Source organism: Streptomyces sp. NPDC048523 (assembly GCF_043199815.1).
Taxonomy (GTDB): Bacteria; Actinomycetota; Actinomycetes; order Streptomycetales; family Streptomycetaceae; genus Streptomyces.
Map to the genome: position 1 here is coordinate 294,232 of NZ_JBICWQ010000001.1, position 16,601 is coordinate 310,832.

17 protein-coding genes and 1 pseudogene are annotated in these 16,601 nt (G+C 70.6%); 5 read left to right on the forward strand and 13 right to left on the reverse strand.

Going from position 1 to position 16,601, the window contains the following annotated elements:
- Positions 1 to 55: 55 nt before the first annotated feature.
- Positions 56 to 427, forward strand: a pseudogene (locus ACGFWE_RS01405) (maleylpyruvate isomerase N-terminal domain-containing protein); the annotation flags it as partial.
- A 16-nt stretch (positions 428 to 443) separates the two neighbouring features.
- A complete protein-coding gene (locus tag ACGFWE_RS01410) occupies positions 444 to 794 on the forward strand; it encodes a hypothetical protein (RefSeq protein WP_393597030.1) in 351 nt (116 codons plus the stop codon).
- A gap of 37 nt (positions 795 to 831) precedes the next feature.
- Here ACGFWE_RS01410 and ACGFWE_RS01415 read toward each other — a convergent pair whose 3' ends face one another.
- Together ACGFWE_RS01415 and ACGFWE_RS01420 are read right to left on the reverse strand one after the other, a co-directional pair.
- Positions 832 to 1,767 carry a DUF2690 domain-containing protein gene (locus ACGFWE_RS01415; RefSeq protein ID WP_393597032.1) on the reverse strand — a complete coding sequence of 312 codons (936 nt, stop codon included), beginning with the start codon at positions 1,765 to 1,767 and terminating at the stop codon, positions 832 to 834.
- Positions 1,764 to 2,594 (reverse strand): peptidoglycan-binding protein, encoded by an 831-nt coding sequence (locus ACGFWE_RS01420; RefSeq protein ID WP_393597034.1) that lies wholly within the window; start codon positions 2,592 to 2,594, stop codon positions 1,764 to 1,766. Before ACGFWE_RS01420 ends, ACGFWE_RS01415 begins: the two co-directional genes overlap by 4 nt.
- Positions 2,595 to 2,868: 274 nt before the next feature.
- Here ACGFWE_RS01420 and ACGFWE_RS01425 point away from each other — a divergent pair, with 274 nt between their 5' ends.
- Positions 2,869 to 3,315 carry a peptidoglycan-binding domain-containing protein gene (locus ACGFWE_RS01425; RefSeq protein ID WP_352385301.1) on the forward strand — a complete coding sequence of 149 codons (447 nt, stop codon included), beginning with the start codon at positions 2,869 to 2,871 and terminating at the stop codon, positions 3,313 to 3,315.
- Between the two features lie 198 nt (positions 3,316 to 3,513).
- Positions 3,514 to 5,157 carry a peptidoglycan-binding protein gene (locus ACGFWE_RS01430; protein ID WP_393597036.1) on the forward strand — a complete coding sequence of 548 codons (1,644 nt, stop codon included), beginning with the start codon at positions 3,514 to 3,516 and terminating at the stop codon, positions 5,155 to 5,157.
- A gap of 133 nt (positions 5,158 to 5,290) precedes the next feature.
- On the opposite strand, the gene ACGFWE_RS01435 is transcribed toward ACGFWE_RS01430, so the two are convergent.
- The 5 genes from ACGFWE_RS01435 to ACGFWE_RS01455 all read right to left on the reverse strand — a co-directional run bounded on the left by ACGFWE_RS01435 (position 5,291) and on the right by ACGFWE_RS01455 (position 10,076).
- Positions 5,291 to 5,887: a DinB family protein gene (locus ACGFWE_RS01435; RefSeq protein WP_393597038.1), complete on the reverse strand. Its 597-nt coding sequence runs from the start codon at positions 5,885 to 5,887 to the stop codon at positions 5,291 to 5,293.
- Between the two features lie 42 nt (positions 5,888 to 5,929).
- Positions 5,930 to 6,952 carry a DUF4232 domain-containing protein gene (locus ACGFWE_RS01440; protein WP_393597040.1) on the reverse strand — a complete coding sequence of 341 codons (1,023 nt, stop codon included), beginning with the start codon at positions 6,950 to 6,952 and terminating at the stop codon, positions 5,930 to 5,932.
- Between the two features lie 549 nt (positions 6,953 to 7,501).
- A complete protein-coding gene (locus ACGFWE_RS01445; RefSeq protein ID WP_393597042.1) occupies positions 7,502 to 8,158 on the reverse strand; it encodes a hypothetical protein in 657 nt (218 codons plus the stop codon).
- A gap of 319 nt (positions 8,159 to 8,477) precedes the next feature.
- On the reverse strand, positions 8,478 to 9,083 hold the full coding sequence (locus ACGFWE_RS01450; protein ID WP_352385798.1) for a hypothetical protein: 606 nt from the start codon (positions 9,081 to 9,083) through the stop codon (positions 8,478 to 8,480).
- A 126-nt stretch (positions 9,084 to 9,209) separates the two neighbouring features.
- Positions 9,210 to 10,076 carry a helix-turn-helix transcriptional regulator gene (locus ACGFWE_RS01455; protein ID WP_393597044.1) on the reverse strand — a complete coding sequence of 289 codons (867 nt, stop codon included), beginning with the start codon at positions 10,074 to 10,076 and terminating at the stop codon, positions 9,210 to 9,212.
- Positions 10,077 to 10,190: 114 nt separating this feature from the next.
- On the opposite strand from ACGFWE_RS01455, the gene ACGFWE_RS01460 reads away from it, so the two are divergent.
- The gene (locus ACGFWE_RS01460) at positions 10,191 to 10,889 is read left to right on the forward strand and encodes an SDR family NAD(P)-dependent oxidoreductase (protein ID WP_393597046.1); all 699 of its coding nucleotides are present in this window, start codon (positions 10,191 to 10,193) and stop codon (positions 10,887 to 10,889) included.
- Between the two features lie 358 nt (positions 10,890 to 11,247).
- Here ACGFWE_RS01460 and ACGFWE_RS01465 read toward each other — a convergent pair whose 3' ends face one another.
- Genes ACGFWE_RS01465 through ACGFWE_RS01490 form a run of 6 tightly spaced genes read right to left on the reverse strand, consistent with a single transcriptional unit; the run spans position 11,248 to position 16,520 of the window.
- Positions 11,248 to 12,144, reverse strand: a complete 897-nt coding sequence (locus ACGFWE_RS01465) for an SMP-30/gluconolactonase/LRE family protein (RefSeq protein WP_393597048.1) — start codon at positions 12,142 to 12,144, stop codon at positions 11,248 to 11,250.
- A 14-nt stretch (positions 12,145 to 12,158) separates the two neighbouring features.
- On the reverse strand, positions 12,159 to 13,121 hold the full coding sequence (locus ACGFWE_RS01470) for a sugar kinase (protein ID WP_393597049.1): 963 nt from the start codon (positions 13,119 to 13,121) through the stop codon (positions 12,159 to 12,161).
- A 53-nt stretch (positions 13,122 to 13,174) separates the two neighbouring features.
- Positions 13,175 to 13,795 carry a bifunctional 4-hydroxy-2-oxoglutarate aldolase/2-dehydro-3-deoxy-phosphogluconate aldolase gene (locus ACGFWE_RS01475; RefSeq protein ID WP_393597051.1) on the reverse strand — a complete coding sequence of 207 codons (621 nt, stop codon included), beginning with the start codon at positions 13,793 to 13,795 and terminating at the stop codon, positions 13,175 to 13,177.
- Between the two features lie 49 nt (positions 13,796 to 13,844).
- A complete protein-coding gene (gene dgoD, locus ACGFWE_RS01480) occupies positions 13,845 to 14,990 on the reverse strand; it encodes a galactonate dehydratase (RefSeq protein WP_393597053.1) in 1,146 nt (381 codons plus the stop codon).
- The gene (locus tag ACGFWE_RS01485; protein ID WP_352385281.1) at positions 14,987 to 15,733 is read right to left on the reverse strand and encodes a FadR/GntR family transcriptional regulator; all 747 of its coding nucleotides are present in this window, start codon (positions 15,731 to 15,733) and stop codon (positions 14,987 to 14,989) included. The genes dgoD and ACGFWE_RS01485 overlap by 4 nt, the downstream gene beginning before the upstream one ends.
- 43 nt (positions 15,734 to 15,776) lie before the next feature.
- On the reverse strand, positions 15,777 to 16,520 hold the full coding sequence (locus tag ACGFWE_RS01490; RefSeq protein WP_393597055.1) for an SDR family NAD(P)-dependent oxidoreductase: 744 nt from the start codon (positions 16,518 to 16,520) through the stop codon (positions 15,777 to 15,779).
- Between the last annotated feature and the right edge of the window lie 81 nt (positions 16,521 to 16,601).

The following is a 16,601-nucleotide window of genomic DNA, read 5'->3' on the forward strand; positions in this document are numbered from 1 at the left end:
AACCCGGACGACCCGAAGTTGCTCCGAGAGAAGTTCCTCGAGAGAAAAGAACGCCATGACCGATCGCCTCCCCGCAGCGGACCTGCGAAACCTCACCACCGCCCTGCGCGTCGAACGCACCGAGATGCTCGACTTCACCAGCAGCCTCAGCGACGAGGAATGGGCTGCACCCAGCGCCGCGGCGGGATGGCGCATCGCCGACGTCGTCGCCCACATCGGCGCGACAGCACGGAACTTCTACACACCCCCCGGACCGGACATGTTCCGCGCCACCAGCCTCGAACACCCGCGCCACCCGCCGAGCCACCACACTCCTCGACCTCGTCCGGCGCACCCCTGCCACCCGTCTGCGCCTGCCTCTCGTCGAACTCGGACGCTACCCCGCGGGCCTGCTGATCGGCGGCGCCCTCGTCTTCGACCACCACACCCACCTGCGGTACGACATGGCCCCCGCACTCGGCCGCCCCACACCGGCCACCGACGCCGACCGGATGCGAGCCGTCCTGACGTGGATGCTCGCCGTATTGGACAACCAGGTGCGGCAGTCGCCGGTCGCCGGGCTCGACGGCCGCGTCGCCCTGACGCTCACCGGCCCCGGCGGGGGAACATGGTGGATCGACGAGGCAGGTGCGCTGCCCCCGTCCAACGGCCCGGTCGCCGCGCACATCACCGCGCCCGCGCTCACCTTCCCCGACTGGGGAACCCAGCGCTCGTCGTGGCGCGACCACGACGTGACCGTCACCGGCGACACCGAACTCGCCGCCCGATTCCTCGACGCCGTCAACGTCATCTGACACCCCGACGCCCAACTCGGGCATCGTGTCCTCCCGGCTAAGGGCTCGGCCTGTAGTAGGCCTTGAAGCATTCGTTCCCGCTGCCGGTCGCAGGGCTGAAGCAGGCCTGCACGGATGTACCGGGACCGACCACGCTCATGAGGGTGTGGACATAGGTGTCCGCCTCCTTCCGGGTGGTGACCTGGGCATCGTGGAGGGAACTGTGCCGGCCTCCTGCCCTGATCTCGACGCGGTCGCCCACGACGGCGCCCCACATTCGGGCCCAACTCGTCCCGCATTCCTCGCTGTAGCGAATCTGGATCCAGGCGCCGGTGGCGGTCTCGTGCTCGGCGAGGGTCAGCGGTTCGGCACCGCATCTCGTCGCGATCGGGTCCTTGTCCTGACAGGCTGTGTGCCGACAGAGCGCCCCGGTGGCCACCGCGGGCACGGGGGACGGTGACGCCGGCTTGCGGTGCGACGGGGGAAGGTGAATGAGCACGAGCGATCCGAGGGCGACGGCACCGAGCGACGCGAGAACGGTGACAATGTTCGCGCCCCGACGGCCCGTTGGCGTCGCGCGCGGGCAATCGGCGGCGCTCGGAGCCGTCTTGCTCGGGCCGGTGTCGGGAGGAGCGGTGTCGGGAGGAGCGGTGTCGGGTCGGGCAGTGGCGGAGGCCGCGGTCGAGGTGTCCGCGTCGGCGACCGTGCGTTGTCGAGCCGGCGTCCGTGCCGGCGCCCCGTGTTCCGTCGGGTCCATGCGGGCAATGTCCAGGAGAGCCAACGCACGGTCTGCGGGTTCGCCGGCGAGACCGCACAGTTCCTTGACCGCGTTGCGCGGTGGCAGGCTCTTGCCGTTGAGGTAGCGCTCCCAGGACGACTTGCTGTAGGTGGTCGCGTTCGCGAGCTGCGCGAGGCTCAGACCGGTGCGCTGCCGTAACTGCTGGAGTACGGCGGCCAGTCGGGCGCCCGGTGGTGAGGGTGCACGGGATGTCATCCGCGCAGCGCCTTCCAGGAGCGCGGGCCCAGCATCCCGTCGACGGCAAGCCCCGCGCGCTGCTGGAACGTCTTGACCGCCCGCAGCGTCAGCGGGCCGAACATGCCGTCGATGCCGCCCGGTGTGATGCCTGCCCGGCGCAGCAGACACTGCGCCTCGGCGACATCGGCGCCGGTGGCGCCGTAGACGATCTCGGTGTTGCGGCCCTTGTTGATGCCGGCCGACCAGCGACCGTCGATCCGGCTGATGCGGCAGGTGTAGGAGGGCGGTGAGGAGGCGGCGGCACTGCGGGACGGAGCGGTGACGGCTGCCGGGGCCTCATCGTGGCCAAGGCGCAGCGCGAGCAGCAGCGCCGCCGACAGCGCTACGGCGAGGGCGGCGACACCTGCTGTCAGGGCGAGGTGCGGGAAGCGCGCGGAAGCCGGTTCGGTGGCACGCGGTGGCGTGCGGGCGTCCGGTGTGGCCAACGGCTCGGAATGCGGGTCGGCCGGGTGTGTCTCTTCCTCCGCCTCCCGCTCACGCTGCTCGTCCTGCTGTTGCGCAGCGGGCCTTGCACGGTGGCAGTCCCGGGTGTCGAGGGCGATCTCGTGCAGCGCGAGCAAGGGGGCGGGATCGGTGCCGGTGATCCGGGCCAGTGCCTCCACCGCCTCCCGCGGCGGCAGCGACGTACCTCCGAGATACCGCTCCCACGACTTGGCGCTGTAGCCGGTCTTGGTCGCGAGCTGCCGCAGTGTCAGCTCGCTGCAGTCCTTCAGCCGACGCAAGCGTGCCACCAACTGCCGTGCCTCGGCATCGAGTTCCGCGGGCAGGGTCTTGGAGCGCGGCATGTGTCCCCCAAAGCGGTCGTCGCGTGGTCAGCGCGTGAACAGCGGCCCCCTCCGCTGCTGCGCATTCTGCATGAGCCCGCCACATCTGTCACAGGCGTCCCACATCACCGTCCCGCCGGATGCTGTAACCGCAGGTCAGAAGGGTGGCCGTCCCGGAAGAACGCCATCTGTGCCGCAGCCGTGGCGGCCCTGCCCCGCGCCCTGCACCTTTGGTCTCGCCACTTGCCCCGCTCGGCGGGACAAGTGCCCGACCCCCCAACCGAAAGAGGAACGCATGCGACCGAACGCTCTGGGCAGGACCATCGCCGGCCTCATCACCGTTGTCGGCCTCGCCGCCGGCAGTGTGGCGACCGCGGGCACCAGCTTCGCGGCGACCACGAACACCGCGCAGACGGCGGCTGTCGCCCAGCCCGCCGCCGTGGCCGCGACGCAGAACTTCGGTCTGACCGCGGCCGAGGCCAAGAACGTCCAGAAGTTCCTCGCGGACAACTGGGGCTACACGGGCGCCATCGACGGCCAGCTGGGCACCAACAGCTGGAAGGCCTTCCAGCGCTGCCTCGCCACGTACTGGGGCTACACGGGTGACATCGACGGGGACCCGGGCCCCAACACCATCAAGGCGCTGCAGCGTCTGCTGAAGGACTCCTACGGCTACACGGGTGCCATCGACGGCATCGCTGGTTCGGGCACTCGGGCGGCGTTCAAGCGATTCGCCGCCTGAGCCGTACGACCCGGCGACCCGTACGACCCGGCGACCCGTACGACCCCGCCTGTCCGGGCTGATCGTCGAGTGACCGACCGCGGCCCGTCCTTGCCCGGCAAGGACGGGCCGCGGATGCGTGTTTCCGCTCCCCGTCCCCCCGGTACGGTCCCTCGCCCTCCCACAGCCGACCCCACAACCGAAGGAAACCTCGCCGCCATGGGAAGACTCGCAATCCTCGTTCGCGCCGAAGACGGAGATCCGGCACATCGGGACACACACCGCCCCGGGAGGCCGTGGCGGGTCCGCATCGGGACCTTCGCCGCCACCGCGGCGATGGTCTCGGCCGGTCTCGTGCTCGGCGCCGGCCCGGCGTCCGCGGCACCGGCGCCCATCAAGCTGACGTCCGCGTCCTGCCCCCAGGAGATCGTGCAGGGCCAGGCGAGCGGTTGTGTCACGGAGCTGCAGAACCTGCTCAACGCGCACGGCGCCGGTCTGGTGGTGGACGGTCAGTTCGGCTCGGCCACGCTCTACGCGGTCCGTGAGTACCAGGCCGCCACGGCGATCGCTGTGGACGGCCGGGTGGGCCCCGCGACCAAGAGCAAGCTGTACGCCACCGCAGGCTCGGCGCCCGCCCCCGTCAACCTCAACTCCTCCTCGTGCCCCGCGAACATCGTGCAGGGCGCCAAGGGGGGATGCGTCACCGAGCTTCAGCGGCTGCTCATTCACCACGGCTACACGGTCGACGTGGACGGCGACTTCGGTGCCGGGACCGCGAGTGCCGTCCGCAGCTTCCAGTCCGCCCACGGCCTCACGGCCGACGGCCAGGTCGGCACGAACACCAAACGCGCGCTGTACGACACCGACGAGTCACCGTCGACGGGCCTGGACCTGAGGTCGGCGTCCTGCCCGGCGAACATCGTGGAGGGGCAGAGCGGCGGCTGCGTCTCCACGCTGCAGTCCCTGCTGAACGGCAAGGGCCAGAGCCTCGACGTCGACGGCAGTTTCGGTCCGCAGACCCTGGCTGCCGTGAAGGCGTTCCAGTCCGCGAACGGCCTGACCGCCGACGGCCAGGTCGGTCCGAACACCAAGGGCGCCCTGTACTCCAACATCGGCGGTGGCGGCGGAAACGGCGCACCCGCGCCGGTCAACCTGACCTCCGCCTCCTGCCCGAACGAGATCGTTCAGGGCCAGCGCAGCGGCTGTGTCACCGAGTTGCAGAGCCTGCTCAACCACCACGGCGCCGATCTCGCCGTCGACGGCGACTTCGGTGCGCTCACCGACAGCGCCGTCAAGAACTTCCAGGCCGAGAAGGGCCTCTCGGTCGACGGCCATGTGGGGCCGAACACCAAGGCCGCGCTGTACGGCGCGGTCACCCCGCCGTCGTCGCCCGCGCCCGGCGGCGGTTACGCCAAGATCCTCGACGTGGCGGCGGCCGAGGTCGGCACGGTCGAGGGCAGCGCCCGCGCGAACAGCTACGGCGCCTCCGTGGGTCTTTCGCTGTCCACCAGCAACTACGCCTGGTGCGCGACCTTCGTGAGCTGGGTGGCCAAGCAGACCGGGGCCAGCAGCTACCGCAACTCCTACGTCTCGGGCTGGGTCAAGCAGGCGCGGGCCGGCAACTACCACCTGTCCGTGACGACCAGTCCGCAGCCGGGTGACATCGTGGCCTTCGACTGGGACGGCGGAAGCGACTTCACCGGCGGCAACGAGCACATCGGCATCGTGCGGACGGTGTCCGGGTCGTCCTTCACCACCGTCGAGGGCAACACGAGCGACCCCAACGGCGGCAGCGACGGCGTCTACGTCAAGTCCCGTGCCACGAACAGTAGTTACGACGTGGTGTTCATCAGGGTCCGCTGATCGGAGCTGCCGGGGTCCACGGCAGGCCGTGCTGTCCTACGGCGGCCTACCCAGGACTCCGGCACCGACCCGGCGCGGGCCGTGAGCGGCGGGTGCTTGTGCCCCGACCCCACGAGCTCGGCAACGCCCGAGATCAGCCGTCGACTTCCCGCGCCACGCGCTCCAGTCGGCTCCGGTGATCCTCCCACCACGCCTGATCCCCCGGTGGCATGTTGTCCTTGCCTTCCAGATATCCGACGGACCCGTCGATGAGCTCTCGCACGATGTCGGCGTGCCCTGCGTGCCGCTGAGTATCGGAGATCACGCGCACCAGGATGTGGTTCAGCGTCGCCGCTCGGCGTTCCTCCGGCCACCACGGGACATACCCGATCGCGTCGAGCGGCAGCGTCGCGATCGTGGTGTCGGAGTGCTCCCACGCCTGGCGATACAGCCCGACGATCTGTTCCCGTGATTCGTGCGCGGTGGCCCACATGTCCGAGTTGGGTTCCGACTCCTCGGTGTACCACCAGGACGGCGGGTCCGCGTCGAAGAAGGGCCGCCCGAACGTGTCGCCGAAATACCCCAGCTCCACGCCGGCGAGATGCTTGACCAGCCCCAACAGGTTCGTGCCCGTGGGGGTCAGCGGACGGCGGACGTCGTACTCGGAAAGGCCATCGAGTTTCCAGACCAGGGCGTCACGCCCTTCTTGCAGGTACCGGAGAAGGTCCGCTTTCGGGTTCGGTTCGATCATGCCGGGCAGTTTCGCACCCGGCACTGACAACCGAGCGCGACTTCACAAGTCCGGGGTGGAGGCCGACTCCCGGTAGGTCTCGTCCTTCCGCCACGGACCGACGCCGAGCTTTCCGGTCGTGCCGAGGTCGAGTTCCGGAACCACCATCACGGGATCGGCCGCGGGCGTGGCCCATACACGGACGTAGGGCGCGTTCACCGGTTCGCCCGCCTGCGTGGTGTTGCGCCAGGCCAGCCCGGCCACCGCGGCCTCACCCGGGCGCAGGGCGACCGGTTGCGGGCCGCCGTCCCCACCGACGCCCGTACCGATCTGATCGGTGCCCTGAAGAATCCGTACACCGTCCACGGTGTGGTGGTCCTCGTCCTGGATCGTGAGCTTCGGGTAGCCGTCGAGACGGATGGGCCGGGTACCGCAGTTGACGAGGTGAAGGCCGACGACGCGCAGCCCCATGGCCGCGTCCCCCTCGTCGGCGTACAGGCGCATACCCGACTCCGGACACGTTCCCGAGGCGGACGACGCCTCGGCCTCGGGAACGCTACGGACCTTGGTCACCGTTACGCCCGTCACCTCGGGGGCGTTCCCGACCTGTTCCCCCATGACGACGGAGCCCTTGACGGTCCGTCCCGGCCCGACGGCCCCGACGGTCCGTACCGCGTTGTCGACCGGGCCTCCGGAGTCTGAGAGGAACCCGAAGGTCAGCGTGTACCTTGCGGCTTCCGTCTGCTCGTTGGTGAGTTCGAAGTCCGCGCTGTAGGAGACTCCCGCACAGCCGCTCTGCGGGCCCCAGGCGTACAGCGCGGTGATCTTGACGCCGTTCTCGGCCGGGCCCGAGGGAAGGGGTAACGCGGTCGGCGTGCCGGAGGGACCAGCGGACGGTTCGGACGATTCGGACGGTGCCGAGGACGGCGGACTGCCGTACCGGGAGAACTCCGACGGGCACAACGCCCCGGCCCGGACCGGGCCCCCGCCGGCATCCCCGCCCGACAAGGCTGTCTCGGAACCGCAGGCGGTGAGCAGCAGGGCGGCTGCGAGGACGGCGGGAGCGGTGCGGGAGGCGTTCGACATCCGCTCACCTCACCAGGGGAACACGCCTTGGGCTGTGGCGGAGCCCACACCTCCGGTCACAGCGGTGTCACAGATGAGCGTGGCCGACCGGGGGCACGCCGGTCGAATCCTCACGACGCCCGCGACTTCGCCCGGTGACAAGGGAGTTCACGGTCCGGCGAAGTACGGCGGCAGTGCGTCGGCCGGGGGTGGAAGAAGCGCCGGTGGGTGCCCGCGGGCACAACGGCCCCTTCTCCTCCCGCGCTTGTCGACGGCAGCCCGGTCACGTGGCAGCGCCGACCGGGTCGCTGGGTGCCGCAGCTCACAACGGTCGCCGGCTCGGGGCGGGGAACAACCGGAGCTGGTCGGCCGTTCATCTGTATGTGGCCGGCGGAGGGGACAGTGTCCCCGGGCCTCACCTATAGCCCATGGGGACGATCGTTCGGCTGAAGCCCCATGGAGCCTTTCGCCGAGAGGCGACCGCCCTCCGCACGCCACGACACACGGCCCCGGCTGGTCTCCCCCGTCCAGCCGGGGCTTTTCGTGCGCTCTCAGTCCTCACCACCGACTTCAGCTCAGGTGGAGCGTGTTCAGGGCCGTGGTCCAGTCGGTGGCGATCGCCTGCTGTGCGGCGGCGAGGGTGACGGTGCCCTTGCAGACCGCGGTGTGCAGCTTCGTCTCCACCGGATCCTTCGCGTTGTTGACCCCCGAGCCCTTCCTGTGGCCGGGGTCGGCCGGCTCCACCCAGAGGTTGCGGTAGTCGTTGGGGTCTCCGCCCAACTGCAGACTGATCAGGTGGTCGTACTCGGCATCCGCCATGCGTCCGGTGAAGCCGTAGGAGGCGGCGTTGAGCTTTTTCTCCTTGCCCGTCACATACGTGGAGGGGCGTACCCCGGAGGTGTAACCGCCCTTGCGGCAGATTGTCGAGGCCAGGTTCGTCTGTGTGACCGCCGGGGATATCGCGCCCGGTGTGCACGTCGGATCCTCCAGCGGCTCCCCTTTGAGGTACCGGTAGTGGCAGGAGCGCGCGGCCGGCTGCTTCTGCACCGTGTAGTGCTTCTGCGGTCCGGCCCCCACTGCGATCGCCCGCCCGGAGCCGGCCGGCGCTCCCGTCGGCGGACTTTGCGTCTCGGATGGCGCCGACGTACCGAGCGAGACGGATGAACAGCCCGCCAGCAGCAGACAACTGAGCAGGAGGGGTGGCACGGTACGGAGGGCAGAACGCATGACGGTCCTCGCAGGCAGACGGCGGCACGGTGGCTGACTGCCACGGTGGCTGAGCAGATGCTCCCTCATCCCGATGCCCCGCCCCCGCGCGGGGCCCGGCCAGCGTCAACGGACCTTGCTGCGGATACTGACGAGAGGCATGCCGACCAGTTGGCCGTTGGTGAACGCCAGAGGACATCGAGCCGTGGGAATGCCGACTTCAATGATGTTCTGACACGGGTGCATGGGCTCCCCGTTGGTGGGCAAGCGGAGCTGTAGGGCCTTGCAGCGCCGTTCCCCCGTGGCGCTGCAAGGCCCTTTCGCGTCGGCCGCCTTCGGGTCAGCGTCGATAGAGGTGCCACATGGCCAGTTCGTCGTCGTGCGCGCGCAGGCGCTCGACGGCCTCCATGGGGGTGCGCTGTTCGGTGAGCTCGTAGAAGAAGAACAGCGGGGCGAACACGCTCGCATAGCCGAAGGGGGCGCCCCGGGGAGCGATGTAGATGCCGGCACCGGCGTCGAGGAAGGCGTCGGCCAGTGCAGGCTCCCCCGTGTCGCATCCGGTGACGAGAGTGACGCTGCCCGGCAGTTGGAAGTGTTCGCGTACTCGGTCCGGCCCGACGGCACCGTTGAACGGCTGGAACCTGGCCAGTTCCTCGGCGACGTCTTCCATGAGGATGCGTCCCTCGTCGCCGTGACAGGACAAGATCACATAGGGGGCGATCGGTCTGCTGCCGTCCAACGCGGCCACCAGGTGTCGAGGCTGCCCGACCTTCAGGTAGTTCACCTGGACACCGAAGACTTCCAGCCCGGCACGCAACGGATGCGCGAACCCGCCCTCGATGTCGATCAGGTCGACCTCGGTCCAGGCCAGGCGCCCGGCCTGGACCTCGCGCACGCGCGACGGACGCTGGGTCGCCAGCCACTCCTCTTCACCGTCTCCATGCATCACCCGGCCACGATGCCACGGCCCCAGCCGTCGCCACCGCTGATCACAAAATCGCGGCCAGAGCCCTCACTGGGTGTCCTACGGTGAACTGCCCAAAGGTGAGCGCCCGACCGACACCTGGTCGGATCAGTTGTGCGTGGTGGCCGGTGGGCCGGCGATGGCGGTCAGCCGGAGTTTGGTCTCGTCCTCGCTGCCGGGCACGGCGGTCATGATGACGATCTTGAGCTCGGAGTCGCCGTCGGTCAGAACGTCGCAGTCCACCGTGACCGGGCCCACCGACGGGTGGTCGATCGTCTTGTGGTCCTCGCGGTGCGCGGCCACCTCTCCGGTCGCCCACAGCTCGGCGAACCTCTTGTTGCCCGCGTTCAGCTCGCGGATCAGCGTGGCCAAGCGGGTGTCCTGGGGGAAGCGGCCGGTGGCGCGGCGCAGGTCGGAGACGACGGCGGCGTCGGTGACGTCGTGGTCCGCCTCGGTCACCGGCCACAGCGCGAGGCGGGCGGGGCCGGCGTCCACCGGGAACCTGTCGCGGGCGAAGTTGCGCAACCGCGGCGGCGAGGCGGCGGGGTCGCCCAGCAGGGCAGTCCATCCGCGGTTGCTCCACACCAGCTGCCAGTCCGCGGCGAACACGGCGACCGCCACGTCCCCGAGGCGGGCGAGCACCCGCTGCATACCGGGCGGAAGATGGTCGGAGATCGTGCCGTCGGCGGGCGGCACGAGCTGGGCCAGCCGGTACAGGTGGTCCCGCTCGGCGGCGGACAGCTGCAGTGCGCGTGCCAGGGATGCCACCACCGACGCCGAGGGTGTGGTGGACCGCCCCTGCTCCAGGCGCACGATGTAGTCGACCGACACGCCGGCCAGGTCGGCCAGTTCTTCGCGCCGCAGCCCGGCCGCCCGGCGACCGCGGGCCACCGGCAGCCCGGCAGCCGACGGAGGCAGCCGCTCCCGCCATGTGCGGATCATCGCGCCCAGTCCGGTTCCGGGTGTTGCCAGCATGATCCCCATCCTCCCGCATCCCCGGTCGTGCGTGGAAGCGCCAGGGTGGTACTGGTCTTCCTACCGTCGAAGCGTCCCTGGTCCATCCCTGTCGCCGGGATCAGAGTCGTACGCATGACCATCACCTTCATCACCGGAGCCAACAAGGGTCTCGGTCGCGAGACCGCCCGCCGCCTGATCGAGTGCGGCCACACCGTACTCGTCGGGGCGCGCGATCGTGAACAGGGCGAGGAGGCCGCTGCCGCGCTCGGGGCGCGCTACGTTCCGATCGACGTGACCGACGACGCGTCCGTGGCTGCCGCGGCCGTGGACGTGGCCGAGCACGAGGGCAGAATCGACGTCCTGATCAACAACGCCGGTGTGCATGGCCCCGTCGGCGATCCCGGCGACCTCACCGCCGCCGATGCCCGCGCCGTCCTCGACGTCAACGTCATCGGCGTCATCCGCACCACCACCGCGTTCTTGCCTCTGCTGCGCCGCTCGAACGACCCCGTGATCGTCAACGTCAGCAGTGGCATGGGGTCCCTCGCCCTGACCCACGACCCCGACCGGCCCGAGTCGCACGTCGTCGCGCCGCTGTACACCTCGTCCAAGGCGGCGCTGACGATGTTGACCACGCAGTACGCAAAGGGGCTCGACGACATCCGCGTCAACGCCGCCGACCCCGGCTACACCGCGACCGACCTCAACGGTCACAGCGGCCCCCAAACCGTCACCGAGGGCACGGACTCGATCGTCCACCTCGCCACCGAGGGTCCCGGCGCAGGCACCGGCCGCTTCGTCTCCCGCCATGGCGAGATCGCCTGGTCCTGACACCGGCTGTGCGGATCAGCCGTTTCGGGCGACGAGACATCCAGCGGAGCCACTCCAGCATGTCTCTCGTCGCGGGCTGTGCGCCGCACGAAGGCCAGGAATCCTCGCGAAATACGCCGGCCCCACATTCTTCCGCCCCCCAGCCCCATGCGTCTCCGGCCCTCGATGTGACGAGAACTCCCTCCACAACGACGTACAACGAGATCGGGCTGGGCAGCAGCAGCCACGACGTCCTCGTCACGGTTACGGCCGGCGCCGGAATCCACTGGGGCCTGTCAGTCGGATGGCGTCCAGGAGTTGAGCACCCATCCTGACGCGCGCCGTCTCGACCATTTCGGACGACCCGACGCATCGCGGCTCACGCAGCGCCCGAGCCGCCCTGCCACGAGCAGGCCACCGTTCCTCTGACCGGGACAGGGATGCTGAGCAGCGCGCCCGACGCCGCTGTCGGGTTCGTCACCCCGTACCGGGCCGTCGTGACGAAGAGCCGGTGGTCCTCGGGGTGCAGGCACACCGAGGTGGGATGTGGGGCGGGGACGGGCACGGTGTGGAGCAGGCGGCCGTCGGGGCCGTAGCGGCGGACCGCCCCGGCGCCCCACAGCGCGACCCACAGGCAGCCCTCCTCGTCGACGGTCATCCCGTCAGGGCTTCCCTCCCCGCCACGCAGTCGGGCAAAGGTCTCCGGGCCGCCGGAGAGGTCACCCGAGACGGGGTCGATCCGGCAGCGCAGGATGGTGCCGGCGGCCGTGTCCGCGAAGTAGAGGGTCGAGCCGTCAGTGGTGAAGGCGGGTCCATTGACGATGGTCAGGCCGTCGAGGACGCGAACGACCGTGCCGTCGGGGTCCGTTCGGTACAGCGAGCCCGCGCCACGGGTCCCGTCGTAGGCCATGCTGCCCGCCCAGAAGCGCCCGGCGGGGTCGGCGACGCCGTCGTTCATCCGGCTGGGGACCGGGGTGCGGTCCTCGGGTCGGTCAAGCCATTGCAGAACACCGCCGGGGGTGAGCAGGGCGATGCCGGTGCCCGCTGCGGCGATCCATGTGTCCGGCCGGCCGGCCACCGGAGCGACGGCACCCAGCGCCACGTCCAGTCGGGCCAGTTGGCGCGCGGACTCCGGTTCGGTGTCCTCGCGCAGTTCGAAGAGCCGGCCGCTGAGGATGTCGACGTACACGTACCGGCCGTCGATCCAGCGGCCGCCCTCGGCGAGTTCGTAGGCTCCGTCCACGACGACCGTCGCCGGCAGTGCCGTTGATGTCATGTTCCGTCTCCAGGTCAGCGGATCGTGGTGCCGTCGGGCTGGTCGAACAGGCCGAGTTCGTCCTGGGTGGGCAGGCCCTCCCAGTCGCCGCGGGTGGCGACGGCGAAGGCCGCGGTGGTGACCGCCCGGTGCAGCCGGGCCGCGATGTCCGCCCCGCCCAGGAGGGCGGAGAGGTAGCCGGCCACGAAGGCGTCGCCGGCGCCGACCAGGTCGACCGCGTCGACCTGTCGGGCGGCGCGGTCGGTCGCCCCGTCGGCGGTGAAGGCCGTCGCGCCGCGTGCGCCTCGCTTGACGACCACCTCGCTGACGCCTGCGGTCAGAAGCCTGTGCACGGCCTCGGATTCGTCGGCATCGGGATGTTCCAGCACCAGCGGCAGCTCGTCCTCGGAGGCGATGAGCAGGTCGGTATGGTCCAGGAGCGGCCGCAGGGCCATGCGCGCCTGGTCCGAAGTCCACAGCCGGGAGCGGAAGTTGACGTCGAGACAGACGGCGATACCGGTCTCGCGAGCGGTGGTGGCGGCGGCCAGGACGGCTTCGGCCGCCGACGCGCTGAGCGCCGGTGTGATGCCGGTCAGATGCAGGATGCGGGATCCCGGAGCCAGCGCGGGCAGTACGTCGTCCGGTGTGACGGCCGAACCCGCCGAACCGGCGCGGTAGTAGCTGACCCGGGTCAGTGTGCCCAGGCGGGGTTCGGTCAGGAGCAGGCCGGTGGGTCGGCCGGTGTCGTCGGTGACGGCGTGTCCCGTGTCGACGCCCTCCGCGCGCAGGGTGCGCAGCACCAGGGCGCCGAGTTCGTCCGCGCCGACCCGGCCTGCCCACCGCACCCGGTGTCCGAGCCGGGCGAGGCCGATGGCGACGTTGGACTCGGCGCCCGCCACGGACAGGCCGAGACTGCCGCCGAGCCGCAGCGCGCCATGGGCCCGCAGCGCCGCCATCGTCTCGCCGAAGGTCACCACTTCCGGCGGACCCGACGTCACCACCTCCGGTGCAACAGCAGCCGAAGTCCCCCCTTCCGATGCGGCCGGAGTGGTCACAGCGTCTCCCCCGCCGCCACCCTGCGGAACTCGGCCGCGCGGGCGCGCAGTTGGTCCAGGTCGCCGCCGTCGGCCGCGTCCCCGACGAGGGGTGAGCCGACGCCGACAGCGAGGGCGCCCCGGTCCAGGTAGTCGCGGGCGGTCTGCGCGTCCACTCCGCCGACGGGCACGAAGGGCACCTCGGGGAACGGATCGCGCAGGGCCCGCAGATAGCCGGGTCCGCCCAGGGAGCCGGGGAAGAGTTTGACCGCGTCGGCGCCCCGGGCGAGGGCGGCTTCGATCTCGGTCGGAGTCAGGGCCCCCATCAGCACGGGGACGCCGTACGGCTGGAGTCCGTCGACCAGTGCCGGGGTGACGAGGTAGGACGCGCCGGCGTCCACGGCGCGGGCGGCGTCCGCGGCCGAGCGAACGGTCCCGGCGCCGAGGAGTGCGTCGGGGCCCAGTTCGCTGCGGGCCTGCCTGATCACGGTCAGGGCGTCGGCGGTGGTCAGTGAGACCTCGACGGCCGCGATGCCCTCCTCGGCGAGGGTGCGTACGGTGCGCAGCGCCGCGGCGGCGTCCTTGCCGCGGACGATCGCCAGCAGGCGGTGGGTTCGCAGGGATTCCACCAGGTTCATGGGAGCGGGCTCTCCTCGGGTGTGCGTGTGTTCAGGGGCTGGACGGCGGTCACCATTCGGTGAACGCCCCGTCGGGGCCGCGCCATACGGGGTTGCGCCAGCGGTGTCCGGTCTCGGCGGCGTGGCGGACCGCCTTCTCGTCGATCTCGACGCCGAGACCCGGGCGGGAGCCGGCGACGGCGTATCCGCTCTCGAACCGGAAGGGTTCGGGGTCCATCACGTACTCCAGCAGGTCGCAGCTCTGGTTGTAGTGGATGCCCAAGCTCTGTTCCTGGATGAGGAAGTTGGGCACGGAGAAGGCGATCTGGAGGCTTGCGGCCAGGGCGATCGGGCCGAGCGGGCAGTGGGGGGCCAGGGCGACGTCGTACGTCTCGGCCATGGCGGCGATGCGGCGGACCTCGGAGATGCCGCCGGCGTGCGAGAGGTCGGGCTGGGCGACGGCGATGCCGCTGGTCATGACCCCACGGAAGTCCCAGCGTGAGTAGAGGCGTTCGCCGGTGGCGAGGGGGATGCTCGTGGATTCCACCAGGCTGCGCAGGTGGCCCGAGTGTTCCGGTGCGACGGGTTCCTCGACGAACAGGGGGTGCAGTGGTTCCAGCAGGGGCAGCAGGCGGCGTGACATGGCGGTGGAGGCCCGGCCGTGGAAGTCGACGGCGATGTCCCGCTCGTCGCCCAGGACTTCGCGGACGGCGGCGACGCGTTCGACGATCTCAGCGGTGCGTGCCGGGGTGTCGATCGGGGCGAGTTCGGCCGAGGCGTTCATCTTCACCGCGGTAAAGCCGGCCTTCATCTGCTCCTCGGCCAGCTCCGCGACCTCGCTGGGGCGGTCTCCGCCGATCCAGGCGTACATCCGCACGCGGTCGCGGACGGGCCCGCCGAGGAGGCGGTGCACCGGGACGCCGTAGGTCTTGCCGGCGATGTCCCACAGGGCCTGGTCGATGCCGGCGACGGCGCTGGAGAGGATGGGGCCGCCGCGGTAGAAGCCGCCCTTGGTGAGCACCTGCCAGTGGTCCTCGATGCGCAGTGGGTCCCGGCCCACGAGGTAGTCGGCGAGTTCGTGGACGGCGGCGCGCACGGTCTCGGCGCGCCCCTCGATGACGGGCTCGCCCCAGCCGATGACGCCCTCGTCAGTGGCGATGCGCAGGAACAGCCAGCGCGGAGCCACCAGGAACGTCTCAAGTCCGGTTATCTTCAAGGAGTTTCCTCGGGGAGCTGGTCGGTCGCGGCGTCGGCGTCGTCGTCCCGGGCCTGAACGGCGGCCAGGTCGTGGGACGCCTGCGCGAGCAGGGACTCGACGGCGGCCACGGCCGCGTCCGGATCGCCTGCCTCGACCGCGTCCAGCAGATCCTGGTGCACGGGGATGGAGTCGGAGAAGTGCCGGGCGCCGTGCACGATCCGGTCACGGATGCGCAGGCCGGCCTCGATGACGACCTCCATCCGGCTGAGCAGTTCGTTGTGCGCGGACTCCAGCAGGGCGCGGTGGAAGGCCAGGTCCGCCTCGACCATCGCGTCCGCGTCCGCGCCGGCCGCGGCCATGGCCTCGAGGGCCTGCCGCATGGCGTCCAGGTCGGAGGCGGTGCGCCGGGTCGCGGCGAGGCGGGCTCCGGCGGGTTCGACGATCGCGCGGACCTCGGCGAGGTCCTCCAGGAAGCCGTCGGTCGGAGCGCTGCTGCCCTGCCAGCGCAGCAGGTCGCTGTCGAGCAGGTTCCAGTCGGCGCGGGGCCGGATGGTCGTACCGCGCTTCTGCTTCGACTCGAGCAGGCCCTTGGAGGCCAGTACGCGCATGGCCTCTCGGACCACGGTCTTGCTGACGCCGAGTTCCGTCTCGAACCTGACCGGGTCCACCACGGAGCCGGGGGGGTAGTCGCCGCGGATGATGCGTCGGCCCAGCTCCTCCACGGCCTGGCCGTGCAGCCCCTTGGGGGGATGGGTCACCACGTGCTCCGTTTCCGTATCGGTCCTGACGTGCTGTGCGCACTGCTCACGAGGACTCCTTCATGACGCTCCATCCTCCATCGACCACCAGGCCGGCACCGGTCACGTAGGAGGCGTCCTCCGATGCCAGGAAGGCGACGGCGGCCGCCACCTCCTCCGGCTGCCCGAACCGCCTTGCCGCGGTGGCCGCCACGCTGCGTTCCCGGTCCGACTCGGGGATGCCGTCCCAGGCGGCGGTGAGGATGGGGCCGGGCAACACGGTGTTGACCCGGATGTCAGGACCGTACTCGACGGCCAACTGCCGTCCCAGCGAGCACAGTGCGCCCTTCGCGGCGGCGTAGGCGGCGTGGCCCGGCAGCCCGATGACGGCGTGCACCGAGGAGGTCAGCACGACGGAGCCGCGGGCCTCGCGCAGCATGGCCGCGAAGGTCTTCATCCCCCGCCAGGCGGGCTTGAGCAGCACGGCCATCTGACCGTCCCACTCGGCCTCGCTCAGTTCGTCGGCGGGCTTGTTGAGCTGGGCGAAGGCGTTGCTGTGCAGCACGTCCAGCCGTCCGTGGTGCTCGGCGACGTGACGGGCCAGGTTCTCCCAGTCGTCGGCCGACGTCACGTCGCAGCGTACGTACTCCGCGCGTCCACCGCTGTCGGTGATACCTGCCGCGACCGCCTTACCGGCTGTGTCGTCCACGTCCGTGACCACGACCACCGCTCCTTCGGCCGCGAGCCTGCGTGCCGTGGCCGCGCCAATGCCGTGTGCGGCACCGGTGATCATCGCCACGCGCCCGGTCATCCTGCGGCATTCCGTCATCACGTGCTCTCCCCTCGCTCCTGCCTACGTGCCCACCATAGCTGTTTCAATTAATTATGAATA